The organism is Stenotrophomonas sp. YJH_SMC_40 (assembly GCF_059368615.1).
The window spans coordinates 381,596-407,162 of the sequence record NZ_JCAFRX010000005.1; the positions used below are offsets into that span (position 1 = coordinate 381,596).

General features: G+C 68.4%; 23 protein-coding genes. 11 read left to right on the forward strand and 12 right to left on the reverse strand.

Features of this window, described 5'->3' with window-relative positions; genetic code table 11:
* Genes AC5P6X_RS12300 through AC5P6X_RS12310 form a run of 3 tightly spaced genes read left to right on the forward strand, consistent with a single transcriptional unit; the run spans position 1 to position 3,258 of the window.
* On the forward strand, positions 1 to 2,265 hold the full coding sequence (locus tag AC5P6X_RS12300) for a DUF802 domain-containing protein (protein ID WP_088437095.1): 2,265 nt from the start codon (positions 1 to 3) through the stop codon (positions 2,263 to 2,265).
* Complete coding sequence (locus AC5P6X_RS12305; RefSeq protein ID WP_005409939.1) at positions 2,262 to 2,900, forward strand: OmpA family protein; 639 nt, start codon at positions 2,262 to 2,264, stop codon at positions 2,898 to 2,900. Before AC5P6X_RS12300 ends, AC5P6X_RS12305 begins: the two co-directional genes overlap by 4 nt.
* Entirely contained in the window at positions 2,890 to 3,258 is a 369-nt protein-coding gene (locus AC5P6X_RS12310; protein ID WP_005413695.1) for a DUF2894 domain-containing protein, read from the forward strand. The genes AC5P6X_RS12305 and AC5P6X_RS12310 overlap by 11 nt, the downstream gene beginning before the upstream one ends.
* Positions 3,259 to 3,523: 265 nt before the next feature.
* Here the strand turns inward: AC5P6X_RS12310 and AC5P6X_RS12315 are convergent, their stop codons facing one another.
* The 10 genes from AC5P6X_RS12315 to AC5P6X_RS12360 form a co-directional block, all read right to left on the reverse strand.
* Positions 3,524 to 3,970: an REP-associated tyrosine transposase gene (locus AC5P6X_RS12315; protein ID WP_049452221.1), complete on the reverse strand. Its 447-nt coding sequence runs from the start codon at positions 3,968 to 3,970 to the stop codon at positions 3,524 to 3,526.
* Positions 3,971 to 4,211: 241 nt separating this feature from the next.
* A complete protein-coding gene (locus AC5P6X_RS12320) occupies positions 4,212 to 4,970 on the reverse strand; it encodes a 2,3-dihydro-2,3-dihydroxybenzoate dehydrogenase (protein WP_329757330.1) in 759 nt (252 codons plus the stop codon).
* On the reverse strand, positions 4,961 to 8,851 hold the full coding sequence (locus AC5P6X_RS12325) for an enterobactin synthase subunit F (RefSeq protein ID WP_329757328.1): 3,891 nt from the start codon (positions 8,849 to 8,851) through the stop codon (positions 4,961 to 4,963). Before AC5P6X_RS12325 ends, AC5P6X_RS12320 begins: the two co-directional genes overlap by 10 nt.
* Positions 8,848 to 9,105: a phosphopantetheine-binding protein gene (locus AC5P6X_RS12330; protein WP_005409947.1), complete on the reverse strand. Its 258-nt coding sequence runs from the start codon at positions 9,103 to 9,105 to the stop codon at positions 8,848 to 8,850. The genes AC5P6X_RS12325 and AC5P6X_RS12330 overlap by 4 nt, the downstream gene beginning before the upstream one ends.
* Positions 9,105 to 9,737, reverse strand: a complete 633-nt coding sequence (locus AC5P6X_RS12335; protein WP_033835614.1) for an isochorismatase family protein — start codon at positions 9,735 to 9,737, stop codon at positions 9,105 to 9,107. The genes AC5P6X_RS12330 and AC5P6X_RS12335 overlap by 1 nt, the downstream gene beginning before the upstream one ends.
* Positions 9,737 to 11,389, reverse strand: a complete 1,653-nt coding sequence (locus AC5P6X_RS12340; protein ID WP_108269732.1) for a (2,3-dihydroxybenzoyl)adenylate synthase — start codon at positions 11,387 to 11,389, stop codon at positions 9,737 to 9,739. The genes AC5P6X_RS12335 and AC5P6X_RS12340 overlap by 1 nt, the downstream gene beginning before the upstream one ends.
* Positions 11,386 to 12,579 carry an isochorismate synthase gene (locus AC5P6X_RS12345; RefSeq protein ID WP_164223269.1) on the reverse strand — a complete coding sequence of 398 codons (1,194 nt, stop codon included), beginning with the start codon at positions 12,577 to 12,579 and terminating at the stop codon, positions 11,386 to 11,388. The genes AC5P6X_RS12340 and AC5P6X_RS12345 overlap by 4 nt, the downstream gene beginning before the upstream one ends.
* A complete protein-coding gene (locus AC5P6X_RS12350) occupies positions 12,576 to 13,772 on the reverse strand; it encodes an MFS transporter (RefSeq protein WP_149501162.1) in 1,197 nt (398 codons plus the stop codon). Before AC5P6X_RS12350 ends, AC5P6X_RS12345 begins: the two co-directional genes overlap by 4 nt.
* 153 nt (positions 13,773 to 13,925) lie before the next feature.
* The gene (locus tag AC5P6X_RS12355; RefSeq protein WP_005413704.1) at positions 13,926 to 14,237 is read right to left on the reverse strand and encodes a DUF3817 domain-containing protein; all 312 of its coding nucleotides are present in this window, start codon (positions 14,235 to 14,237) and stop codon (positions 13,926 to 13,928) included.
* 125 nt (positions 14,238 to 14,362) lie between these two features.
* Positions 14,363 to 15,298: a TIGR03571 family LLM class oxidoreductase gene (locus AC5P6X_RS12360; protein WP_108269729.1), complete on the reverse strand. Its 936-nt coding sequence runs from the start codon at positions 15,296 to 15,298 to the stop codon at positions 14,363 to 14,365.
* Positions 15,299 to 15,364: 66 nt separating this feature from the next.
* On the opposite strand from AC5P6X_RS12360, the gene AC5P6X_RS12365 reads away from it, so the two are divergent.
* The 5 genes from AC5P6X_RS12365 to AC5P6X_RS12385 all read left to right on the forward strand — a co-directional run bounded on the left by AC5P6X_RS12365 (position 15,365) and on the right by AC5P6X_RS12385 (position 19,587).
* Positions 15,365 to 15,814 (forward strand): GNAT family N-acetyltransferase, encoded by a 450-nt coding sequence (locus tag AC5P6X_RS12365; RefSeq protein WP_088437107.1) that lies wholly within the window; start codon positions 15,365 to 15,367, stop codon positions 15,812 to 15,814.
* Positions 15,815 to 15,943: 129 nt separating this feature from the next.
* Complete coding sequence (locus tag AC5P6X_RS12370; RefSeq protein WP_164223272.1) at positions 15,944 to 17,464, forward strand: thioredoxin family protein; 1,521 nt, start codon at positions 15,944 to 15,946, stop codon at positions 17,462 to 17,464.
* A 586-nt stretch (positions 17,465 to 18,050) separates the two neighbouring features.
* Positions 18,051 to 18,680: a superoxide dismutase gene (locus AC5P6X_RS12375; RefSeq protein WP_049451607.1), complete on the forward strand. Its 630-nt coding sequence runs from the start codon at positions 18,051 to 18,053 to the stop codon at positions 18,678 to 18,680.
* The gene (locus tag AC5P6X_RS12380) at positions 18,677 to 19,252 is read left to right on the forward strand and encodes a flavin reductase family protein (RefSeq protein ID WP_329757293.1); all 576 of its coding nucleotides are present in this window, start codon (positions 18,677 to 18,679) and stop codon (positions 19,250 to 19,252) included. Before AC5P6X_RS12375 ends, AC5P6X_RS12380 begins: the two co-directional genes overlap by 4 nt.
* Complete coding sequence (locus tag AC5P6X_RS12385; protein ID WP_005409958.1) at positions 19,252 to 19,587, forward strand: tetratricopeptide repeat protein; 336 nt, start codon at positions 19,252 to 19,254, stop codon at positions 19,585 to 19,587. Before AC5P6X_RS12380 ends, AC5P6X_RS12385 begins: the two co-directional genes overlap by 1 nt.
* Before the next feature lie 5 nt (positions 19,588 to 19,592).
* Here AC5P6X_RS12385 and AC5P6X_RS12390 read toward each other — a convergent pair whose 3' ends face one another.
* A complete protein-coding gene (locus tag AC5P6X_RS12390; protein WP_005413710.1) occupies positions 19,593 to 20,741 on the reverse strand; it encodes a fatty acid desaturase family protein in 1,149 nt (382 codons plus the stop codon).
* Positions 20,742 to 20,752: 11 nt separating this feature from the next.
* A complete protein-coding gene (locus tag AC5P6X_RS12395) occupies positions 20,753 to 21,823 on the reverse strand; it encodes a ferredoxin reductase (RefSeq protein WP_171039742.1) in 1,071 nt (356 codons plus the stop codon).
* A 92-nt stretch (positions 21,824 to 21,915) separates the two neighbouring features.
* On the opposite strand from AC5P6X_RS12395, the gene fabR reads away from it, so the two are divergent.
* The 3 genes from fabR (at position 21,916) to AC5P6X_RS12410 (ending at position 25,558) form a co-directional block, all read left to right on the forward strand.
* Positions 21,916 to 22,572 carry an HTH-type transcriptional repressor FabR gene (fabR, locus tag AC5P6X_RS12400; RefSeq protein ID WP_005409961.1) on the forward strand — a complete coding sequence of 219 codons (657 nt, stop codon included), beginning with the start codon at positions 21,916 to 21,918 and terminating at the stop codon, positions 22,570 to 22,572.
* A gap of 276 nt (positions 22,573 to 22,848) precedes the next feature.
* The gene (locus AC5P6X_RS12405) at positions 22,849 to 25,008 is read left to right on the forward strand and encodes a TonB-dependent receptor plug domain-containing protein (RefSeq protein ID WP_149501165.1); all 2,160 of its coding nucleotides are present in this window, start codon (positions 22,849 to 22,851) and stop codon (positions 25,006 to 25,008) included.
* On the forward strand, positions 24,998 to 25,558 hold the full coding sequence (locus tag AC5P6X_RS12410; RefSeq protein ID WP_049451613.1) for a thioredoxin-like domain-containing protein: 561 nt from the start codon (positions 24,998 to 25,000) through the stop codon (positions 25,556 to 25,558). Before AC5P6X_RS12405 ends, AC5P6X_RS12410 begins: the two co-directional genes overlap by 11 nt.
* The last annotated feature ends 9 nt before the right edge of the window (positions 25,559 to 25,567 follow it).

Here is a 25,567-nt window from a genome sequence, read left to right on the forward strand (position 1 = left end):
ATGTCCAGAACTGCTTTCCATGTCGTTGTTTTCCTTGTCGGCCTGCTGGCCGTGTGCTGGATCGGCATTGGCTATGTTTCGGTGCATCCGCTGGGTGCAGCGGTGGCGGCGATCATCGCGGCCTGCTACATCGCCGGTGGCGTGGAGCTGTACCGCTACCGCCAGGCCAGCAACGGCCTGCGCAGCGCACTGAACGACCTGTCCAGCGCGAAGGAGAGCCTCGCTCCCTGGCTGGAGCGCGTACCGGTAGGCCTGCGCAACGCCGTGCGCCTGCGCGTGGAAGGCGAGCGTACCGCCCTGCCCGCTCCGGTGCTGACCCCTTACCTGGTCGGCCTGCTGGTGCTGCTGGGCATGCTCGGCACCCTGCTGGGCATGATGGACACGCTGCGTGGCACCGGACTGGCCCTGCAGAGCGCGACCGACATGGCCGCGATCCGCGGCTCGCTGGCCTCGCCGGTGCAGGGTCTGGCGGTGGCATTCGGCACCTCGATCGCCGGTGTGGCCAGCTCGGCCATGCTCGGCCTGCTGGCGGCGCTGCTGCGTCGTGACCGCCTGCAGGCCGTGCAGCAGCTGGATCGCGCCATTTCCGGCGACCTGCATCCGTACTCGCAGGCCTGGCAGCGCGCCGAGTCGCTGCGCCTGCTGCAGGCACAGTCCGCGGCGCTGCCGGCGCTGGTCGACCGCCTGCAGGCGATGACCAGCACCTTTGAACAGCACAGTGCGGCCGCCAATGAGCGCCTGCTGGCCGGCCAGGCCGAGTTCCTGACCCAGAGCCAGGCACTGCAGGAACGCCTGGCGGTCTCGCTGCAGCAGTCGCTGCGCGAAGGAGCTGAAGCCAGCGCCGCCGCCATCGGTGGCGCGCTGCAGCCGATGGCCGAGACCACCCTAGCTGGCCTGGCCCATCACGGCGAAGCACTGCATGCCCGCGTCGAGCAGGCCGTGCAGCAGCAGCTGGCCGGCCTGAGCGACGGTTTCGAGCGCAGCCGCGTCGCAACCGAGGCCAGCTGGGCCAAGGTGGTGAGTGAACAGACCCAGGCACAGCAGGCACTGGTGAGCGACCTGCGCCAGCACCTGCAGGCCTTCAGCGATGGCCAGGCCACGCATGCCGAAGCGCTGGTCACACGTATCGGCGAGCGCCTGCAGGCCGATGCACAGGACAATGCGGAGGCCTTGCGTGCTGCCGCCGAACAGCAGCAGGCCCTGAATACTGCGCTGGTCGAACGTCAGCAGCAGGCGTTGATCGCCGCCAGCGAGCATCTGGACGCGCGTGCGCAGGCGCTGCTGCAGGCACTGGAGCAGCAGCACAGCGCCAGCCAGTCGCTGCTGCAGGATCATGAAGCGCAGCGCTCGCAGCAGTGGCAGGCCGCGCAGGCCAGCGCCGCGACCGCGCACGCCGAACTGCAGGCCAGCCTGGACAGCCGCGAGCAGCAACGCCAGGCCCGCTGGGACGCGGTCAGCGCCGAGTTGCAGCAGGCCCACGCCGCCCTGCAGGCGCAGCTGCAGGCCGGCGACGAACAGCGCCTGCAGCGCTGGAGCGATGCTCTGCAGCACGTTTCCACCGAGCTGGCCGAGCGCCTGCAGGCCAATGGCGAACGCCTGGCCGCGCAGCAGCAGCGCGTCTGCGACACGCTGGCGGAGACCGCACAGCAGATCGGCGAGAATGGTCGCGCACAGGCCAGCGCCACGCTGGCCGAAGTGTCCACCGTGCTGCAGACCGCCGCCGCCGCGCCCAAGGCCGCAGCCGACGTCATCAACGAGCTGCGCAGCACGCTGTCCGAGAGCCTGGTGCGTGACAACGCGATGCTGGAGGAGCGCGGACGCCTGCTGGCCACCGTGCAGACCCTGCTGGATGCGATCAACCATGCCTCGCACGAACAGCGCACCGCTGTGGACGCACTGGTCGGTGGCTCGGCCGAGTTGCTGGAACGCGTTGGCAACCGCTTCACCGACCATATCGCCGCCGAGACCGGAAAGCTGGACGGTATCGCCGCAGCGCTCCACGACAGCGCCGGTGAAGTCGGCCAGCTGGCCAGCAGCTTCGGCGAAGCGGTCGCGCAGTTCGGCAGCGCCTCCACCGAGCTGTCCGGCCGCCTGGAACAGATTGGCGGCGCACTGGACGCCTCGCTGGCCCGCAGCGACGAGCAGCTGGCCTACTACGTGGCGCAGGCGCGCGAGGTGGTCGACCTCAGCCTGCTGTCGCAGAAGCAGGTGATGGAAGAACTGCAGCAGCTGGCCGCGCGCCGCGGCAAGGCCGGCAGCGCATGAGCGACGAGCTGGAGGTCGATGGCGGCTCGCATGCCCCGATCTGGGCCGCCTTCGGCGACCTGATGTCGGTGCTGCTGGGCGCGTTCGTGCTGATACTGGTCGGTGTGGTCGCGGTGCAGCTGGAGCTGTCGCAGCGGCTGGACCAGGAAGTGAAGCAGCGCCAGGCCGAAGCCAAGCGCCTGCAGACACTGGAGCAGGCACTGGCTGGCCCGCTGGCCGCCGGTCGCGTGACCCTGGTCGATGGACGCATCGGCATCAGCGGCAGCGTGCTGTTCGCGCTGAACTCCGACCAGCTGCAGCCGGAAGGCCAGGAGCTGCTGCGCAGCCTGGCCGCGCCGCTGGCCGCCTACCTGGGCAGCCGCGAAGAAATCCTGATGGTCAGCGGCTTCACCGATGACGCGCCGGTACGCGAAGGCAACCGGCGTTTCGCCGACAACTGGGAGCTGTCCGCGCAGCGCTCGCTGACCGTGACCCGCACCCTGATCGCCGATGGCGTACCGGCTGACGCCGTGTTCGCCGCCGCGTTCGGCAGCGAGCAGCCGGTCAGTTCCAATGCCAATGAGGAAGGCCGCGCACGCAACCGCCGCGTGGAAATCGCGCCGATTCCCAAGCCCAAGGCTCCGGATGCCAAGTAAGCCGCCAGCGCTCGAAGGCCTGCGCGCACTGGTGCGCGACCTCGATGCGGGGTCGCGCTCGCTGCCGCATTACCCGCAGGTGCCGATGCTGCAGCAGGTGCAGCGCGAGTGGTCGGAGCTGCGCAGTGAACTGCAGGTGCGCCGCTCACTGCGCACCGAGGCCCCGGCCGACGGCGGCCCGCTGAACTCGGCGGTGCTGGTGCAGCGCATGCTGGACACGATGCAGGCCACCAGCCCCGGCTACCTGCGGCACTTCATCGACTATGTGGATACGTTGTCGTGGCTGCAGGCGCTGCAGGACGGCGCCGCCAGCGGTGCAGATACCGCGAAGCCGAAGCGGACACGCAAGCCGCGCTGAACATTCACTGGTAGTGCCGGCCGCTGGCCGGCAGCCATGCATCTCCGCGCAGGTCATGAGGTTGCCGGCCATCGGCCGGCACTACCACCGAGGGTGCTCAGTGCGCCGGAACGCAATCTGCGCTGCGCTTCGCCTTTGCTGTGGTAGTGCCGGCCGCTGGCCGGCATCACAACCAGGCCGACCATCGCCGACGCGCGCGAAAGCGGCGCTGAACAGCGAATGGCCGTGCTGAACATTCACTGGTAGTGCCGGCCGCTGGCCGGCATCACAACCAGACCGACCACGCATACGGATACTCACCAATCTGCCCAGCAATACCGGCGCGTACCGGATTCCCCAGGATGTACAGCGCCTGTCGCGCCAGCGACTCCTCGGCCCTCACTGCGTGATCGAAGTAACCAGGCTGCCAGACCGTACATCGACGCCCCACCAAGCGATTCAGCGCAAGCGCGCTCGACGATTTCATCCGGCGCGCGATGTCGGGAAGGTGAGCTGCGCGCAGCTCGAACATCCAGTGGACGTGATCCGGCATGACGACCCATGCGTGTGACTGTACGAGCCCGCGCTGTTCGATGTAGTGGAACTGGTCGATTACACATGCTGCTGCAGCTTCGCTTTCAAAGAGCCGGCGGCGCTGGTGTGTCGTGGTTGTCAGAACGTAGGACTGACCGATGATCGAGTGACGGCCCAGACGGAGGCGATGGCTGCTCATGCGCCATGATGGGTCGATCATTGGGCGTTGGCTGTCGGGCCATGCCTCGATGGAGGTTGGGAGATGTCTGAAGTTGAATGAGGTTGCCGGCCAGCGGCCGGCACTACCGGGGCTATGGATTGCCGGCCAGCGGCCGGCACTACCGGGACTATGGATTGCCGGCCAGCGGCCGGCACTACCGGGACTATGGATTGCCGACCAGCGGCCGGCACTACCACTGCCGGCAGGCGGCCGTCGGGGCTCAGCCGCGTAGGGTGGCGCCGCCGTCGACGTACAGATCACTCATCGCCACATGCCCGGCCTGGTCGGAGAGCAGGAACATCACTGAGTGCGCAATGTCCTCGGGGGTGGCCAGCTTGCGCAGTGGAATGCCGGCCTTGTAGGTCTCCGGGCTGCCGGCGATTACCCGCTCGGCACCGCGCTCGTCCTGCCACATGCCGGTCTGCATCGGGGTCAACGTGGACCCCGGGGCGACGATGTTGCAGCGGATGCCCAGCGGCGCCAGCTCCAGCCCGAGGCAGCGGGTGAACATGGTGGCGGCGGCCTTGGACGCGGCATAGGCGGCCATGCCGTGCCGCGGCACGCCGGCGGCATTCGAACTGACGGTAATGATCGCGCCCCGCTGGCGCGGCGACATCACCCGCGCCAAGGCACGCCCAACGTGGAATACGCCATCGGCGTTGACCGCGAACACTCGGCGCCAGTCGGCGTCGCCGGTCTCGGCGACGCTGCCCACGTGCAGCACGCCGGCCACGCTGGCCGCCAGCGTGATCGGCCCGATGCTGGATTCGACCTGATCCACCAGGGCGTCCACCGCTGCGCTGTCGGTCACGTCGAGTGCGAACGACCTGACCCGCGTATCGGCCACGTGTGGCGCCTCACGATCGGTCGCCACCACCGTGCAGCCGGCCTCGGCCAACAGCCGTACCAGTGCCTCGCCGATGCCGCCGGCGGCACCGGTCACCAACGCCACGCGGCCTTCAAAGCCAGTCAACTGCATGTCGCGATCTCCTGTTGCTCATCCCATTGGCGCAGTCGCGCCGACAACCACGGCGCCAGCTTCGCCACCGCATCGCGGCCGGTCAGCTCGGCGTGCAGGAACGGCAGTTCCAGCGCCTGCACCTTGCGCGCGTGGGTCCGCCACAACGCCGACTGCAGCTGCGGCCGCGCGTGGTGATCCCGGCCCGCGCGGACGTGCACCAGCGTGCCGTCGAACGGTTGGTGGATGTGTTCGCGGATCAATCGATTGGTGCCGGTCACCGCGCGCACCACGCCATCGAGCACCACATCCGGCAGGCTGCCGAGTGCACTACCGCCACGTCGCAGGAACGCGAGAATGCGTTCACGGCTGTCCAGTTCCGGATGCGCATCCGGGTCATGACCGGCAATCGCCAGCAGTGCCCGCAATGCAGCGATGGCATCGGGTTCCGGCTCGGCCCGCCAGCACTCGCTGGGATAAGCGTCCAGCAGCACCAGCTCGCCTACCTCGCGGCCGATCTCGTGGAGGCGCACCGCCATCGCCTGGGCGAGGATGCCACCCACCGACCAGCCCAGCAGATGCACCGGCCCCTTCGGCTGCAGTGCGACCACGCGCTGTACGTAGTCGTTGGCCATCGCCTCGATGCTGCTTGGCAGCGGCAGCCGCGCGTCCAGGGCCGGCGACTGCAGGCCATACACCGGGCGTGCCGGCTGCAGTGCCCGGGCCAGGGTGCGGTAGTTCCAGGCGATGCCCCCGGCCGGGTGCAGCACGAACAGCGGCGTGGGCCCGGCAGCGTCGGTCGCGGCCAGCGCGATCACTGGCCCCAGTGCGTGATCGGCCAGCGCGGGCGGCTCGGCAATGCGAACTGCCAGCGCGGCCACGGTGGGCTGGGCAAACAAGGCACCCAGACCCAGATCACAGCGCCAGCGCTGCTCGATCGCCAGCAGCAGGTGCACCGCCGACAGCGAGTCACCGCCGAGACTGAAGAAGTCCGCATCCACCGCCACCGGCGCCTCACGCCCAAGCGCCTGTGCGAACAGCAACGCCAGCTCCTGTTCCAACGGCGTGCGTGGCGCCAAGCCGGCAACTTCAAGTTGCGGTGGCTTCGGCAACGCGTTGCGATCGAGCTTGCCGTTGGCGGTTACCGGCCAGTGGTCCACGCCGACAAACGCCGAGGGCACCATGTAGTCCGGCACGCGCGTGGCCAGGTGGCTGCGCAGCATTACGGCATCGGCAAGCGCGGTTGGCACATAGGCCACCAGCCGGGCATCGCCGGGCGCATCCTGGCGCAGCAGCACTTCCACGCGCTCCATGCCAGGCAGTTCGCGCAGTGCCGCCTCGATCTCGCCCAGCTCGATGCGCAGGCCGCGCAGTTTCACCTGGTGGTCGCTGCGGCCCAGGTACTCCACCGCACCATCGCGCCGCCAGCGTGCCACGTCTCCGGTGCGGTAGATACGCTCGCCCGGCAGGAAAGGATCGGCAAGGAAGCGCTCGGTAGTCAGGTCATCGCGACCGAGATAGCCACGTGCCAGTTGCACGCCACCCAGGTAGAGGTCACCGGCCACGCCTATCGGCACCGGCTGCATCCGCGCGTCCAGCACGTACAGGCGGGTATTCCAGACCGGGAACCCGATCGGCACCGGCCGCGAGCGATCCTGCGCCGACGCCGGCCAGTAGCTGACATCCACTGCGGCCTCGGTCGGGCCATACAGGTTATGCAGCTCGGCCTGCACGCGCCCATGGAAACGATCGCGCAGCGATGCGTCCAGCGCCTCACCGCTGGTGAACACCCGGCGCAGCTGCAGCCCTGCCGAAGCCGGCGCAGCGAGGAAGGCATCGAGCATCGACGGCACGAAATGCGCCGTGGTGATCCCATGCCCACGGATCAAGCGCGCCAGTTCGGTGGGATCGCGATGCGCGTCAGGTCCGGCGACCATCAGGGTGGCCCCACACAGCAGCGGCAGGAAGAACTCCCAGACCGAGACATCGAAGGTGGCCGGGGTCTTCTGCAGCACGCGGTCATCGGCGCGGATGCCGTAGTGCTCGCGCATCCACAGCAGGCGGTTGACGATGGCACGGTGTTCGATGACCACGCCCTTCGGCTCTCCGGTCGAACCGGAGGTGTAGATCACATAGGCCGCATCGCTGGGCGCCGGATCGGCCCATGGCGCGGCGAAGCTCAGCGCGGTCCACTGTTCCGGCGCGAGCATCGGTACGCCAGCCATGCGCGCCGAATCCTCGGCCGCAGCCAGTACGCACACAGGCTGTGCCGAGGCGAGAATACGCGCCAGTCGCTCATCGGGATGGGCAAGGTCCAGCGGAAGATAGGCCGCGCCTGCGCGCAGCACCGCGACCAGCGCGATCACCAGCTCCAGCGAGCGCGGCAATGCCACCGCCACCACGCTGCCCGGGCCGACATCCATCGCCCGCAGCTGCGCCGCCAGCGCGAAACTGCGCGCTTCCAGCGTTGCGTAATCCAAAGCAGCGTCGCCGAACACCAGCGCAGGCGCGTGTGGGTCCCGATCCATGCCCTGCTGTAGCAGCTCGACCAGGGTCGTCTCCGGCAGCGCGTGCGCGGTGGCGTTGAATTCCTGCAGCACCTGCTGCGCCTCCTCGGGCGTCGCAAGGGGCACGGCTGCGATATCGTCAGCCTGCAGCGCCGCCGATACGAAATGCAGCAGCCGCGCTGCGTGCGCCTCGACATCCTCGCGACTGTACAGCGCGGGATTGGCCTCGATTTCCAGATCCAGCAGCGACTGGCCATCGCCACGGAAGCCCAGCGTCAGGTCATCCACCGGCCCGGTGCACAGCACCTCCAGCGTCGCCTGCACGCCGGCCAGCGCCAGCGGCTTGTAGAACGGCTGCACATTCACCAACGGGCCATGCAGGCGCTGCTGCGCTCCGACCAGGCCGAGGTCCCGGCGCAGCTGCTCACCGCGGTAACGGCCGTGCTTGCGCCCCTGGCTGAGCTTCCGGCCCAGGCCGCGGGTGAAGGCCTCGACGCTGCCCTCGCCGGCCGCTACGCGCAGCGGCAACACATTCATCACCATCGCCGGCACCCGCGCCGACGCGTTGCCGAGCCGCCCCATGGAGGGCACGCCCAGCACCACTTCATCGGCCGCGCTCATCCGCCGCAGGTACTCGGCCGACAACGCGGCCAGCACATCCGGCCAGGGCTGCAGCCAACGCACCGAGGCCTGCAGCAGCTGCTCACGGAAGGCCGCATCGAGCGGCTGCACCCAGCGCAGCGCGTCGTCACTGGCCGCGAGCGTGCCGGCCAGGCCCACGCCTGCCGGTGCGCCCTGCATGTGCTCACGCCACCACTGCCCGGCCAGCGCGCGGCGCGGATCGGCACGATAAGCGGCATCATCGGCCAGCACGCCCGCCAGCCCCGGCAGTGGCTCACCCATGCGGCCGGCGTACAACGCGCACACGCGATCGGTGAACAGCGCCATGCCATAGCCATCAGCCGCCAGATGATGCACCCGCAGGTACCAGACCCAGCGCTGCCCGCCCAGCTCAAGCAGCATCTGTTGGCTGATCCGGTCGCGGGCGGGGTCGACCGGGCTCAGCCGGTCGGCGTGCATCAGGCTGCGTGCCGCAGCGGCAGCATCCGCTTCGGCGGAAACATCACGCACCGAAAGCAGCGGCACGTGTGCCGGGTCGTACCACTGCAGCGGCTGGCCATCGGCCCCTTCGGCAAAGCGCAGCGCAAAGGCCTGGGCTTCGAACGCAGCCTGGTCTGCCGCTGCAACGAACGCGGTCACGTCCAGCGGGCCATCGATCCACACCGCGTGCGCGGTATTGAATGACGGATTGTCCGGCGCCAGCCGCTGTGCAAACCACAGTCCGGTCTGGGCCTCGGTCAATGCCACCGGCGTGGCCAGCGCAGCGGCGTTCATGCGTTCTGCGCGGCCTGCAGCGTCTGCACCACGTTCCACCATTGGCGCAGCGTGGTGTGCTCGGCCAACTGCGAGAACTCAATCGGCAGGCCGGTGTTGCCCCAGGCCAGGACCAGGCCGAGCATGCGCATCGAGTCCAGGTCCAGGTCGATCAGGTTGTCGTCGTCACCGATCTCGGCCGGCGTACATTCCAGAACGCGCGCCACGTCGGCACGCATCCGCTCCAGATCCAGCATCTCAGCGGTGGCAGCCATCACAGCACCTCCAGCAACTGGTCGGTGGTCATCGGCACGCCACAGGTGCGTGCGATCCAATGCAGCGCCTGATCGTGATCGGCGCGCGAGAAGTCCGCCACGGCATCGGCGGCGATGAAGGCCTCGATATCACGCTGGAACGCTTCGACCACGGTCGCGGTGCAGCCGATATGGGCGTACACGCCGGTCACCAGCAACTGGTCGCGGCCACGCACCCGCATCAGCGTCTCCAGGTTGCTGCGCTGGAACGCGCTGTAACGGTGCTTCACCAGCACGTGCTCGCCCGGCTGCGGTGCCAGCGCGTCGATGATCGGTTCATGGTCGGCGCTGCGGCGCATGCCCGGTCCCCACAGGTCGGCCTGCAGGCCACGGTCACGGCGATCCTGGTCGCCATGCTGGGCGGTGTAGAACACCGGAATACCGCGCGCGCGGCAATGCGCCAGCAGGCGTGCGATGTTGTCCACGGCCGGCCGCAGCGGTGCATTGCCGGCGTCGAATGCGGCCAGGAAGTAGCGCTGCATGTCGTGCACCAGCAAGGCGACACGATCGCGCTGCGGGCGCCACGGGCCGCGTGCCTGCGGCAGTTCGGCGGCGGTCGGCAAGGGGTAATCGGTGATACGGGGCAGCGCCATCAGCGCGTTCCTCCTGTCTGTTGCAGATGACGCGCACGCAACTGCGCGCGCAGTTCGCGGCGGCTGATCTTGCCGACCGCGGTGGTATCGAAACTGTCGACGAACACGACCTGGTCGGGCACCTTGAACGCGGCCAGGCCGCGCCCGCGCATCCAGGACTTCAGCGCCGGCGCCTTGAACGGCTCGCCCTGCGGAATCACGAAGGCGCAGCTGCGCTCGCCCAGGTACTCATCGGGAATGGAGACCACGGCGGCGTCGAACACACCGGGGTGGGCCAGCAGGTGATCTTCGATCTCTTCGGCGGAGATCTTCTCTCCGGCACGGTTGATGTGGTCACCGGCGCGGCCCTGCACCACCAGGTAGCCTCCGGGCAGCTGCTGCACACGGTCGCCGGTACGATAGAAGCCGTCGTCGGTGAACGAGCGCGCATTGGCCACCGCGTCGTTGTGGTAGCCGCGGATGGTGTACGGCCCACGGGTGAGCAGATGCCCTACCTCGCCTTCGGCCACCGGCTGGTCATGGTCATCGACCACGCGCACTTCATCATCCGGACTGATCGGCCGGCCCTGGCAGACCACGATCAGTTCCTCCGGGTCATCCAGCCGTGTGTAGTTGACCAGGCCTTCGGCCATGCCGAACACCTGCTGCAGCGTGCAGCCAAGGCCATCGATCACCCGTCGTGCGGCTTCCGGCACCAGTTTGGCGCCGCCTACCTGCAGTACCTGCAGGCTGGACAGGTCATGCTTGCTGGTGGCGGCGGCCTGTGCCCACAGCAACGCCAGCGGCGGCACCAGCCCGCAGCAGGTCACCTGCTCGCGGGCGATCAGCGGGAAGGCCGCATCCGGACCGGGGCCGGGACTGAGCACCACGCGGGCGCCGGCATACAGTGCGCCGAAGAAGCCCGGCGAACTCATCGGGAAATTGTGCGCGGCCGGCAGCGCGACCAGATAGACGCTGTCGCGGTCGATGCCGCAGAGGTCATTGCTGGCGCGGAACGAGTAGATGTAGTCGTCGTGGGTACGCGGAATCAGCTTGGACAGCCCGGTGCTGCCTCCGGATATCTGCAGGAACGCCACCGACTGCGGGTCCGGATCGGACGGCAGCTGGCTGCGATCGCCCTGCAGTGCCTCCAGCGCGATGAACTCCGCCGCATCGCCGTCGATCACCACATGGCGAACCGCCGGCACTTCGGCCTGCAGCGCCCTTGCCAACCCGCGATGATCGAAGCCATCGTGCAGTGCGGTGGTGATGTAGGCACTGGCTTCCGCCTTGCTGGCGAAGTGGACCAGCTCGGTGATGCGGTGCGCCGGCAACGCATACACCGGCACCAGGCCGGCGCGGAACAGGCCGCAGACCGTGGTGATGAACCCGGCGGTATTGCCCAGCTGCACCAGCACCCGTTCGCCAGGCTGCAGGCCGAGCGCCAGCAGGCCCGCACCGATGCGGCCTGCCTCATGCCACAGCTGCGCATAGCTCAGGCGTACGTCGCCGGCGACCACCGCGATGTCATCGGCATAGCGTTCTGCACGCTCGCGCAGGAAACCCGGGAAGGTCTCGCCACGCCAGTGACCGGCTTCGCGATAGCGCGCCACCAGCGTGTCGGGCCACACCTGCTGCAGCGGCAGGCGGGAAGAGTCAGTGGAGGTACTCATGCGGCAGGCTCGATGGCGGGCGCGGATTCATGGACACCCAGCGCGTTCAACAGGGCAGCGAACTTCGCTGCGGTTTCGGCCACCTCGGCCTCGGGGTGTGACTCGGCGACGATGCCGGCACCGGCATACAGGCGCAGCTGCCTGCCCTGCAGGCGCGCGCAGCGGATCGCCACGTACCAGTCGCCGTCACCCTGCGCGTCCAACCAGCCCACGGCACCGGCGTAGAAGCCGCGCGGCACCGGTTCCAGCTCGCGGATGCGCTGCAGCGCCGCCAACCGTGGCGTACCGCAGACTGCCGGCGTGGGGTGCAGCTGCGCCAGCAGTTCGGCGGCAGACGTCTGCGGATCCTTCAGGGTGGCGTGGATGCGGGTGCCCAGGTGCCACATGCTGGCGGTGGCATGCAGCACCGGGCGCGGCTGCGCATCGATGTGGCTGCAGTACGGTGCCAAGCCCTCGACGATGGCCTCGACCACGTGGCGATGCTCGTCGTGGTCCTTGGCCGAGGCCAGCAGCGCCTGCGCGGCGCGCTCGTCCTCGGCGGCATCGGCACTGCGCCGCGCGGAACCCGCCAGCGGATGCGACAACAACTCGGCGCCGCGCTTGCGCAGCAGCAGTTCCGGCGTCGCCCCCACCAGCCAGGCCGGTGCCTGGCCCAGCTCCACCGGCAACGGCACCGCGTAGGTCGCCACCGACGGATCTGCGCCCAGGCGTGCCAGCAGCACGTCCGGAGACAGCGCCTGGCGGGTGCGTGCCAGCAGGCTGCGCGCCAGCACCACCTTCTGGAGGTTCAGTTCGGGCGCGCGCAGTACCTGCACCGCCGCTGCAACCGCTGACGCATAGTCCTGCGGCGCAGGCTCGGCCTTCAGGGAACCGTCCAGCGGCGGTGCGGCCTGCGGCTGCAGTGCCAGCGCCGGCAGCAAGCGCTCGGGCTGGAATAGCGCATCGTCCGCACGCGGTTCGAACGGCACTGCGCCAACCAGCAGGCCCGGGCCGCCACGCTGCCGGGCAAAGAACGCCGAGACGCGTTCTGCCAATGTCGCCAGTGCACCGGCCGGCAGCGTGGCGCGGCAGCCGCGTGCATGCACGTGCTGGCCGGCATGCTGCAGCAGGAACAGCGACGCGTCGTAGGCGCTGTCCAGTGGCGCTGGCGCAGCCTCCGGCCACGCGCCCTGCATCAGGGAATCGTTCATGGGGTCTCCTTCATCCGATGCGCTGCAGCCAGCGCGCACAGCAACAGCAGCAGCGCACCGACCAGCAGGTAAGGCAGGCTCGGCCCGCCGCGATACAACAGCGTGCCGAGCATCGGCCCGGCCACCATGCCCAGCCCCTGCGCAGCAGCGACGGTGCCGGCGGCGGCGCCCTGCTCGTGCGCCTCCACCGCATCGGCGGCCAGCGCCTGGAACGAGGGGAATACGAAGCCCATGCCAAACGCGGCCAGCGCATACGCCGCCGGCAACTGCCAGGCCTGCTGCACGCCTGCCACCGAGGCAAAGCCAATGCCGGAAATCAGGGCGCCAAGGACGATCCACCGGCGTGGATGCACCTCCAGCTTCATCACCAGCGCCTGCGCCAGGATCAGGCCAACACCAACGGCGGTAAGTGCGATGCCGGCCATGCGTGCACCGGCCGCCGCATCCAGGCCCAAGCGATCAATCGCGAAGAAGCCGACCGTGACCTGCGCGATGGTCACCGAGACCATCGCGATGAACGCTGCCAGCTGCGGCAGGCGCAGGCGCGCGTCGAGACGGCTCATCGGCGCGCGGCGCTGCGCGGAAACACCCACCACCGGCGGCGTGGCCGGCAGCCGCCAGGCCAGCAACGCCAGTGCCAGCAACGGCAGCAGCGCGGCCACGTACAGCGCCAACGACAGGCTCGTATAGGCCAGCCAGCCCGCGGCGGCCGGGCCGAGCACCATGCCCAGCGCGTTGGCGCTACCCAGGCGGGCGAGGAACTTCGCACGTTGGCCGGTCGGTGCCTTGTCGGCGATGAGCGCGGCTGCGGTAGGAGGCACCGCCGCGTAGAACAGGCCGATCAGGCCACGCGCGCCGACCAGCACCAGCACCGACACCAGTACCGGCGGCACCGCCTGCAGGGCGACGTCGATGAACACCGCCAGTGCGATGTAGACCGCCGTATAGGCACTCATCGCCAGGATCAGCACGCGCTTGCGCCCAATGCGGTCGCTGAGCTGGCCCCAGGGGCGCGCGGCCAGCATCCACAACACGCCTGCGGCGGTGACCGACAGGCCGGCATGCCACTCGGACAAGCCGAGCATGCGGACCACCGGGCCGATCACGGCGACGAAGGACATCATCGCCATGGTGCCGATCAGGGCAGCCAACACCAGCGCCGGCAAGCCGGGAACGACGGGACGTGCGTGCATGGAACACCAGCCGTAACAGGAAAGGATGGCCGGGCACGCCTGCGCACCCCGCCCGGCACCGGCCCTGCTCAGGACCGGACGCCACCCTTAAATGATAACGGCTCGTATTTGCATTTGATACCCATTCTCTTGAATGGGCGCGCAACAGTGGGTTCAGCGCATTGCATGCAGGCCGAGCAAGCCACGGCGCTTGAACCACCACTCCAGCGGCAGCGTCACCAGCGGCGGGATGGCTGCCAGCAGCGCCAGCGCACTGGCCCACCACGGCCAGCGCAGGCGCACCGCCGCGAACAGGGTGACTGCCACATAGACCAGGAAGGCCACGCCGTGCAGCGGCCCGAACAGCTTCACCAGCGCCACGTTGGCCATCGGGCCGTACTTCATCCACATGCCGATGAGCAGGCCGGCCCAGGTCACGGCCTCGATGAAAGCGACCGCGGCGAACAGACGTCCGGTCGGGTGCATGGGGGAACGTTGGGTCACGCGGGGCTCCAGCATCGGGGTATCAAATGCGAATGATACGCAGATGCGAACCCCATGTAGAGTCGAGCCGTGCTCGACTGCTGGAGCGTGCCCACCGAGGTGGACAGCTACCGGAGCGTGTGTGGCAGAACGTGCTCCCCGATCTCACGCAGCATCGCGTCCATCGGCCGCCCGTTGTCGACCAGGTTGAACATCACGTGCGCCACGCCCTGCGCACGCACGCGCAGCAGGTAGTCACGCAGGCCATCGCGGCCGACCTTCAGGCCCAGCGGCAGCGGCTCGGCTGGCGCCTGCGGATCGGCCTGCAGGTCCAGCAGCATCGACTGCACGAACGGCTTGGCTGGCCCACCACGCTGCACCAGCGCCTGCTGCCACAGGCCGATGCGCCCTTCCTGCGCGGCCTCCTCGCGGTGATAGGTGGCCCAGCCTTCGGCCTCGCGCGCGATCCACTGCAGGCTCTGCCGCGCGGTACCCACCACCAGCATCGCGATGCGGGTTGCCGGCGCCGGCAGCACGTCGAAGCCACCCGTCGCCTGCAGTACGGCGGTCCGCTCATCGGCCTCCGGTGACAGCGCCGCGCGCAGCAACGTCCAGCGCGCACGGAAGGTCGCCGCCCTGCCCTCCAGATCCTCGCCGAATGCGGCGAACTCTTCGGGGCGGTCCCCCGAACCCAGGCCCAGCACGAACCGTCCGCCGCTGATCCGGTCCAGGCTCAAGGCCGACTTCGCCACCTGCAGCGGCTGCCGCAATGGCAGCACGATGGCCGCGCTGCCGACCACGATGCGTCCGGTCGCGGCAGCCAGCATGCCCAGCCACAGGAACGGGTCATCCAGCGCGCTTGCTGTCGCGTCCGGACCCTGCGGCACCATCAGTGGTACATCACGCGTCCACAATGCGGCAAAGCCCAGATCATCGGCCAGTCGCGCAATGCGCCGCGCCTCATTCGGATCGGCCAGTCCATGCGCGGCGACAGGCGTCATCAGGCCCAGGCTCAGGCCCTGTTGCGGAAACAAGGCAGCGTAAGCAGGATTGAAATCACTCATGCCGCCAGCTTAGCGTGCAGGCCTGCGGCAACGATGACGCGCCGCCCACTACCGGAAGAACACTGCATGCCGACGATCCGCCCTGCCCACGTCGATGACCTGCCTGCGATCAGCGCGGTGTGCCTGGCCGCGTTCACTGCGGCGGTCGCGCCTTCGCTCAGCGCGGCCGGCATCGCCACCTTCGGCAGTGTCGCCGCTGCCGAAGCATTCGGCGCGCGCCTGCACGGTGACAGCCACATCCTGGTGGCCGAGCAGGACGGCCGTGTCGTCGGCGTGATCGAACTGAAGGAGGGCCGGCACCTTGCGATGCTGTTCGTCGATCCCGCCTGCCAGGGCCAGGGCATTGGCCATGCTTTGTTCGAGGCGGTGCTTCCACAGGTGCGCGATCCGGTCCTTACCGTGCGCGCCTCGCTCAATGCGGTACCGACCTACCTGCGCTATGGCTTTGCGCTGGACGGTGACGTCGGCGAGTTCAATGGGTTGGTGTATCAGCAGATGGTGCGGGCAGCGGCCTGAAGGCATGCGCCCGGCGTTGCCCGGCAATGCCGGGTGGGCGTCATGCCCTGCAGCACGCCCGTCATGAGCAAACTGAATCAGCGGGCTCGCCGGCGGTTCCTACAATGGCCTGTCACCCTGCCCTTCGAGATGCTGCCGATGCGCGTCGCGCTTTCCGTGTTGCTGCTGGCTTCGGCGCTGAGCGCCTGCACCCCGGCCCCGGTTTCCACCGCCAACTCCGCCGAGGCACCCGCGCCGGCGTCCGCCATCGCCTGGCGCCAGGGCGATGTGGACGATGCCTTCGCCGAAGCCGCCGACAGCGGCAAGCCGGTGCTGCTGTACTGGGGCGCGGTCTGGTGCCCTCCGTGCAACCAGCTCAAGGCGGGCCTGTTCAAGGACCCGGCCTTCATCGCGCTGACCAGCAAATTCGTTCCCGTCTATCTGGATGGCGACGAGGAAGGTGCGCAGGCCTGGGGCGAGCGCTTCGGCGTACGCGGCTATCCGACCCTGATCGTGCTGGACCCACAGCGCAACGAAATCACCCGCGTGGCCGGCGGCAATGACGCCGCCGAACTGACCCGGGCACTGACCGTTGCCGCAGGCCGCCGCAGTGCTGTTGCCGCCACCCTGGCCACCGCGTTGGCAACGCCGGACCGACTGGCCACCGAAGACTGGCAGGTACTGGGCGACTACGGCTGGGAAGTGGACGCAAACCGCCTGGCCGGCGAGCGCAGGAGCCAGGACGTACTACGCCAGTTGTCCAAGGCCGCACCGGATGCCGCCCTGCAGCGCCGCTTCGCTCTGCTTGCCTTGGCAACGGCCGAAAAACCCGATGCCTCGCCCACCGAAGTACGCGAGCTGCTGCAGGCAGTGCTGGCGCAACCGGGAGAAGTACGCCGCAACCGTGAGTTGCTGGGCTATGCAGGCGTGCAGCTGGTCAAGCAGGCCAGTGCCGGGCCGGCCACCAGCAACACGCTGGGACAGCAGCTGCTGGTCGCACTGGAGCGCGCAGATGCCGAGCGCGGTGATCGCGCGGACGACGCGTTGTCGCGTGCGCTGACCGAAGTATCGCTGGCCCGCCAGCAGCAGCCGAAGGGTGCACTGCCCGCGGCCCTGGTTGAGCGGGTCAAGCAGCGCGTGGCCGCTGCCGATGCCGCCGCCACCGATGCGCATGCGCGCCAGGCCACAATCAGCAGCGCGGTCTATGCCCTGCGTGAGGTCGGCGACGACGCGGGTGCCGAGGCGCTGTTGCTGGCCGAGCTGAAGCGCAGCGAACAGCCCTACTACTACATGCCCGAGCTGGCCGAACTGGCCGAGCAGCGCGGCGACACCGCCGGTGCGCTGGATTGGCTGAAGCGTGCCTACGACGGTGCCCAGGGCCCGGCCACCCGCGTGCAATGGGGCGTGCTGTACGTGGAGGGCCTGCTGAAGCTGGCGCCGGACGATGCACCACGCATCGAGCAGGCCACCGCCTCACTGATCGCCGAATTGGAAGCACAGCCGTCGGGTTACCACCAGCGCACCCGCCAGCGTTTCGAGCGCCTGGCCGGGCAGTTGAAGGCGTGGAGCGGCAAGCACCAGGGCGCGGAGACACTGGCGCGGCTGCAGCAGCGGATGCAGCAGGCGTGCGGTGACCAGGTTGATGGTGCGTGCAAGGATTGGTTGAGTTGAGTTGATGAAGGCGCCGGCGGCTGGTTCGCCTGCCGGCGCTTTTGTTGATCCGTGCGGGAGGGGGCGGGGGCCGCTGGCCAGGACACGCAAAAGCCCCTCCATGGTGCTCGATGGCGCCATCCTTGGCGCCAACGGCCCTGTCCAGCGGCCCCCGCCCCCTCCTGACAGTTTCCTGCGAGCGCGGGCAGCGCAACAGCGCGCCGGTGAGGATTCGAAAAGCGGGTTCTGGTAGTGCCGGCCGCTGGCCGGCAACCCGACCTTCGCTGATTGCCGGCCAGCGCCCGGCACTACCACGTCCCTCCTGCTCCTGCCTTTGACTCCGTCTCCGCGCCAGCGCAGGGAGCTGTCCTGCAGGGGCTGATGGGTCAGCGCAGGACCGTTGGCGCCAAGGATAGCGCCATCGAGCCCCCATGGATGGGTTCACGGCGTGTCCTGCGCTGCCCCATCAGCCCCTGCCTGCCAGGAAGAATCAAGGCGACGAACGCGCACGCATTTCAATCCCGCCCCTTGACCTCAACCAATGTTGAGGTGCGATAACAGTCTCCCCACGGTCAGCCCTCTGGCCTTCCCCACGGAGATTGCTTCAATGTCGTACTCGCTTCCCCCGCTCCCCTACGCCTACGACGCCCTTGAGCCGCATTTCGATGCGCGCACGATGGAGATCCACCACAGCAAGCACCACCAGACCTACGTCAACAACCTCAACGCCGCCATCGAGCAGGCTGGCATCGCCGAGCAGCCGGTCGAGGCGCTGATCGCCAACCTGGATGCCGTGCCCGAGGCCCAGCGTGGCGCGGTCCGCAACAACGGCGGTGGCCACGCCAACCACAGCCTGTTCTGGACCGTACTCAGCACCCACGGTGGTGCACCCGATGATGAGCTGGCCGCCGCCATCGACCGCGATCTTGGCGGCTTCGATGCCTTCAAGGACGCCTTCACCAAGGCGGCGCAGACCCGCTTCGGCAGCGGCTGGGCCTGGCTGACCAGCGATCGCGATGGCCGCCTGCAGGTGGAAAGCAGCGCCAACCAGGACAGCCCGTTGATGGGTGCAGCCGTGGGCCTGTCGGGCAACACCCCGATCCTCGCACTGGATGTCTGGGAACACGCCTACTACCTGCACTACCAGAACCGTCGCCCGGACTACATCGGTGCGTTCTTCAACATCATCAACTGGGCCGAGGTCGGCCGCCGCTACCGCCAGGCCAGGGCCTCATGAGCGGCGAGACACTGCCGTACGCCGGGCCGTGGGCGGGGGTATTCCCCGCCCCGGCCCCGGTGCCGTCGGTCGAGATGCCGCCGCGCGCACTGCGGCGGCTGCTCGGCCACTTTCCTACCGGCGTGGCCATCGTCTGCGCACGCGATGCGCAGGGCAAGCCCATCGGCCTGACCATCAATTCGTTCGTGCCGGTGTCATTGCAGCCGCCCCTGGTGCTGTGGAACCTGGCATTGCACGCGCAGAGCCTGTCCACCTTCCAGCGCGCCACCCGCTTTGCGATCAGCGTGCTGGCGGCCGACCAGGAAGCGCTGGCCCGGCGCTTTGCCGATCCGCAGCTGCGCAACCGCTTCGATGGCCTGGCATTGCTGGATGACGACGAGGACGCCCCACCGCGCATCGCCGGTGCGGTCGCCCATCTCACCTGTACCCGCCACGCACAGTGGCCGGTGGGCGATCACCTGCTGCTGGCCGGCCGCATCATCGACGTGCACGAGAACGGCGGCGCGCCGCTGCTGTTCCATCGCGGCCGCTTCCAGCCCGGCCCGGCCGAGCTGCTGGTGGAGGTGCGCTGATGAACATCGAAGCTCTGGAATGCATGCTCGCCGCCGGCAAGGACGGCGCGCTGCTGCGCTTCGGCCTGGGCAAGGGCTGGCTGGACGCCGGCAATCCGGTGCGCGCGGCCACCCATCTGGGCCGTTGCGTGGTGCTTGATCCGCAGTACTCGGCGGCGTGGAAGCTGCTGGGCAAGGCCTGGCTGGCCAGTGGCCAGCCGCAGGCGGCGCGCGAAGCATGGCAACGCGGCCTGAGCGTGGCCGGCAGCAAGGGCGACCAGCAGGCACGCAAGGAAATGCAGGTGTTCCTGCGACGCCTGGACCGCGAGCAGGCGGACCTGGCGAAAGCGGGCTGAGTCGATCAGCCCGCGTTGGCCGATGCCGGTGCGGACATGATGTCCGACATCGGCAGGCGGCGCGGCTTGCTCGGGAACGCGTGACGCAGGATGCGCCAGACCACCTGGCCGAACTGGCGCGGCAGCGAGCCGTTGTTGTAGTGCTGGCCGTAACGGCGGCAGATGTCCTTCACTTCCTTGGCAATGGCCGCATAGCGGTTGGCCGGCAGGTCCGGGTAGAAGTGGTGCTCGATCTGGTGGCTGAGGTTGCCCGACAGCACGTTGATCAGGAAGCCGCCGCTGATGTTGGACGAACCCCGCAGCTGGCGCAGGTACCAGTGACCGCGCGATTCATTGCGCAGGCATTCCTTCGGGAAGGTTTCCGATTCGGCGGTGAAGTGGCCGCAGAAGATGATCACGTAGGTCCAGATGTTGCGCAGGCCGTTGGCCACCATGTTGCCCAGCATCACGGTGAGGAAGAACGGGCCGGCCAGCAGCGGGAAGAACACGTAGTCCTTCAGCACCTGGCGGGCCATTTTCCGCGCCACCGGGCGGGTCTGCATCCACATCGCACGGCCGCTGATGCGGCCCTTCAGCCAACGGCCCAGGCGCAGGTCCTGCGCGGCCACGCCCCACTGGAACAGCAGCGCGAAGATCGGTGCGATGATCGGCTGCAGCAGGTAGAACGGCTTCCAGCGCTGTTCCGGGAAGATGCGCAGCAGGCCATAGCCGATGTCATCGTCCATGCCACGCACGTTGGTGTAGGTGTGGTGGCGGAAATTGTGGGTCTTGCGCCAGTTGTCGGCGGTGGCAACGATGTCCCACTCGTAGGTGTTGCCGTTGAGCTTGGGGTCGCCGGTCCAGTCGAACTGGCCATGCATGACGTTGTGGCCCAGCTCCATGTTCTCCAGGATCTTCGACAGCGCCAGCAGCAGCGTGCCGGTGATCGCAGCCGGCCACAGCAGCGGCATCCAGAACAGCGGCGAGAATGCCGCCAGGAACAGCAGGCCACGGCCGCCCACGCCGAACCAGCGCACGGCGGCAGCCACCCGGCGGATGTAGCGGGTATCGGAAGCGCCGAGGCTGCCGATCACACGGTCGCGGATCGCGTCGAGTTCCTCACCGAAGGCATGCATCTCGGCAGTACTCAGGGCACGGTCGGTAGCGCGGGTCATGGCAGGCGTCCTCAGAGATCCAAAGTCAGGTCGGTGGTCGGTGCGCTCACGCAGATCCGCACCGGCTGTGCCGATTCGGACTGCAGGTCGCCGGTGCGCAGATGGCGGGTGGCGCCACTGACGCGATCACAGGTGCAGGTATTGCAGATGCCCATGCGGCAACCATGCTTGGGCTTGATGCCATGGGCTTCGAGGCTTTCCAGCAGCGAGCGGCCACGCGGCACGCTCAGCTGGCGCCCACTGCGCGCAAGCGTCAGCGACACTTCGCCTTCGCTGCTGGCATCGCGCAGCGGCGCCGGCGGGGTGAAGGCTTCGGCCTGGAAACCAGCCACCTGGTGCGCCAGGCGCTCACGCGCGGCAGCAACGAAGCCGTCCGGGCCGCAGGCCAGCACATGGCGCTGCGCCAGCGGCGTGTCATCGCCGGCCACCTGCAGATCATGGGTATCGATTCGCGCGGCCGGCGCCTCACCCTCGCGGGTGGTCAGCAGGTGCACGCGCAGGTTCGCATGGGCCGCGGCCAGCGCCTGCAGTTCATCACGGAACTGCAGATGGGCGGCGGTGCGCTCCCAGTAGAACAGGTCCACCGGCGCTGCCAGCGGGCGCTGGCAGGCGTCGCGCAACAGGCTGCGCATCGGCGTGATGCCGCTGCCGGCCGCCAGCAGCAGCACCGGCGCCGCGGCCGGCATATGGAACTCGCCGAAGGCGGCATCGAGGCGGAACAGTTCGCCCGGCTGCGCGTGGTTGACCAGGTGCTGGCTGACCCGGCCGCCATCGACCGCCTTGACGGTGATCGCCAGCTCGCGCCGACCCAGTGCGGTGGGGCTGTAGCTGCGCTGCCACAGGCGTCCTTCAATCTCGACGCCGAGGGTGACGTGCTGGCCAGCGCGCATGCCGGCCCAGTGCCGGTTGGTGCGCAGGACCAGGGTCGCCGCGCCCTCGCCGGCCGGCTCACGCCGGACCAGGCGGGCCACCGGCTCGCGCAGGGTCCACAGGGGATTGAGCTGGCCCGCCCAGAAATCGAACAGCGACGGCGAGACCCAGCGGTACGGAGAGAACAGGGACGGACGGACGACAGCGCTCATGAGCGAACTATACGGGCGCACATACACCTGTGTATACACGTGTATATTGAACCGGATTGGGTATGATTCAGCCTCGCCCCACCGGAACCCCCATGGCCGCCGCCACCGCCTTGTCGACGCCCGAAGATGCCAACAGCCCGGCCCGCCGTACGGTGAGCCGCGAGGATCTGCTGGCCGCCGCCCTGAAACTGATCGGGCCGCACCGCAGCCTGTCCACGCTCAGCCTGCGCGAAGTGGCACGTGAGGCCGGCATCGCGCCGAACAGCTTCTACCGTCAGTTCCGCGACATGGATGAACTGGCCGTGGCGCTGATCGACGCCGCCGGCCGCTCGCTGCGCACCATCATCGGCGAGGCCCGCCAGCGCGCCACCTCTACCGCCACCAGCGTGGTGCGCGTTTCCGTGGAGACCTTCATGGAGCAGCTGCGCGCCGACGACAAGCTGCTGCACGTGCTGCTGCGCGAAGGCGCGGTCGGCTCGGACGACTTCAAGCACGCGGTCGAACGCGAGCTGCACTACTTCGAAGAAGAGCTGCAGCACGACCTGGTGCGCCTGGCCGCACTGGATGGCGCCGTACTGCATGCCCCGGAACTGGTGGCCAAGGCCATCACCCGGCTGGTGTTCGCGATGGGCGCCACCGCCATGGACCTGCCGCCGGAGAAAGATCCGGAACTGGTCGAGCAGATCTCCACGATGATCCGCATGATCATCGTCGGCGCCCGCACCCCCGCCGCGTTCCGCCGCGGCTGACGATCGGCCCCGGGGCCGGGTCGCTTTCCTCAGGAAAGGGCACTGCCCCCGTCTCCCTGCCCCAAACGGCAACTCCAACTTCCGGACATGACGACCGGCAGGGTTGCCGGTCTTTTATGTAATGTTATAACACCTGCATGATCTGACTCGACCAGCGCTCCACTCGGAATTGCTGTGGCTTCTTTGTATAGCACTTGCTATATTGATGAGCCGCTGCTTTCATATGCGTCAGCCAGGTCGCCCTCGCCGCCTTTCTTCCCCAAGGACGACGCCCTCATGCCCGTTGCCACCCCCTTCTTCCATCGGCTGCCCCTGGCCGCCGCCATCGCCCTGACCCTGCCGCTGCCCGCACTGGCCGCCACACCGAAGCCAACCGAGCTGGACCGCGTGCAGGTCAAGGTCAGCACCGCCACCCGCAGCGAACGCCTGCTGTCCGATGTCCCGATCCGCACCGAAGTGCTGCGCAAGGAAGACATCGCGCTGCGCGCGGCCACCGACTTCTCGCGTGCCGCCGAGCTGATCAACGGCCTGCGCGTGGAGAGCAACTGCCAGAACTGCAACACCAGCGAAGTACAGCTGCTGGGCCTGCCCGGCGCCTACAACCAGCTGTTGTTCGATGGCATCCCGCTGCTGTCCACGCTGGGCAGCGTGTACGGCCTGGAACAGATTCCTGCCGGATTCGTCGACCGCATCGAAGTGGTCAAGGGCGGTGGTTCGGCGCTGTATGGGCCGGGTGCGGTTGCCGGTGTGATCAACCTGATTCCGCCGCTGCCGCCGCGCAGCGGTGGGCATGCCCAGGCCGGCGTGGATGTACTGAAAGGCACGCCGCAGAAGAACGCCGATGTGCGGCTGGACCTGGTGGCCAAGGAAGCAGACGCCGGCCTGTCGGTGATTGCCCAGCGCAACTGGAACAGCGGCATCGACTACAACGGTGACGGCTACACCGAGATCACCCGCAAGAACCTCAAGGTCGGCGGGCTGCAGGCCTGGTATGCGCCCACGCCGGGCACGCGGCTGCGCCTGGACCTGCAGGTGACCGATGAAACCCGCCGCGGCGGCAACCGCCTGGACCAGCCAGAGTATCTGGCCAACATCGCCGAATCGCTGGATACGAAATATCGCCGAGGCAGCGTGTCGTGGGATCAGGAAGTCAACGCCGACGTCGATTTCCGCCTGGCCTACGCCTTCGCAGACATCGATCGCGACAGTTTCTATGGCGGTCTTGGCGACGTCGTTACCGATCCGTCCGCGCCCGGCTATGACCCGTCGCAGCTGGACCCGAACGTGGCTGGCAGCGCGGCCTCGCGTTCATGGCGCCAGTACGGTCGCACCCACAACCCGCTGCACTACATCGACAGCCAGCTGAACTGGCGGCTGGGCGCGCACGCGCTGGCCTTCGGCGTGCAGTACAAGCACGAGGCGCTGCGCGACGACAATCGCACCGGTGACGGCCAGCGTCTTGCGGTGCTGGAGGATGCGACCTTCCACAACCTGGGCGCCTTCATCCAGGACGAATGGAGCCTGCGTGACAACGTCGACCTGGTGGTGGGCGCCCGCGTGGACAAGAGCTCGGAGCTGGACAACGCGGTGTTCTCGCCGCGCATCGCGCTGGCCTGGCAGGCTACCCCGAACCTGAAATGGCGCGCCGGCATCGCTACCGGCTTCCGTGCTCCGGAGATCTTCGTCGAGGACGTGCACGTCGATACGCTCGGCGGCGAACAGGTACGCGTGCGCAATACCGATGGCCTGAAGGAAGAGCGCGCATTGACCACCCTGTTCGGCTTCGACTGGCGTTCGGACCCGGCCAATCCGGTGTGGAGCTGGGATGCTACGGCCTCCTATGCACGCATCCGCGATACCTTCGCGCTGGGCGAGATCCAGCGCGGCGATGACGGCCAGCTGAGCCAGCTGCGCTACAACGCTTCCGGCTCGAATGTGCTGGGCGCGGAAACCAACCTGGGCTGGCAACCCTCACCGCAATGGCGCCTGACCGCCGGTGCCTCGTGGTATCGCTCGCGCTTCCGCGAACCGCAGCGCATCTTCGACGACACCGGCGACGGTGGCGACACCGTGATCGAAAGCCGCGACTACCTGAAGACCCCGCGCTGGACCGGCCTGGCACAGCTCAGCTGGATGCCGGCCGAACCGTGGGAGACCTTCGTCGCGCTGCGCCATACCGGGCCGATGTCGGTGCTGAACAACCGGCTGGGCGAGCTGCACCGCACGCGGTCATTCCTGGTCACCGACCTCGGGGCGCGCTGGCACCGCCATCTGGGCGCGCAGGCGCAGCAGGAAGTGTCGGTAGCTGCGGGCGTCAAGAACGTATTCGACCAGCGCCAGAAGGATCTGGAAGTGGGCGCGCTGCGAGACAGCGACTATGTCTACGGGCCGCGTTTCGCACGTTCGTGGTACGTCAACCTGCGCTATGCGTTCTGAGCTGCAGCGAGCGTTGTTGCTGGCCTGTGCCGTGTTGCTGGCCGCACCGGCGATGGCTGCGGACCTGCACGCGCAGGTTTCGGCCTCGCTGATGCGGCCGGAACAGCGCTCGCTGCGACCGATGCAGTGGACGCCGCCGCCGAAACTGGTGGCGCTGTACTTCGGCGCCGACTGGTGTGCACCGTGCCACGCCTTCGTACCCACGTTGCGCAGCGTGCGCGACGCGTTGCGCGAGGCCGGCGCCGATACCGAAGTGGTGTACGTCAGCCTGGATGAGAGTGAGAGCGCGCTGCGCCGCTACATGCACGCGCAGAATATGCCGTGGCCGGTACTGGACCCACGCCGCGCCGCGCGCATGCCCGCACTGCAGGCCTTGGCCGGGCTGGCCCCGCCGAATCTGGTATTGATCGATGCCGACGGCACGGTGCTGGCCAATGGCTGGCAAGGCCGGCGCTATGAAGGCCTGCAAGCGGTGTTGAAGGAATGGACCAAACGGGCCTGCGCGCAGGAACAGGCGCGCTGCCCCAGCGGCGCCATCCAACCACGGTAGCGCCGGGCC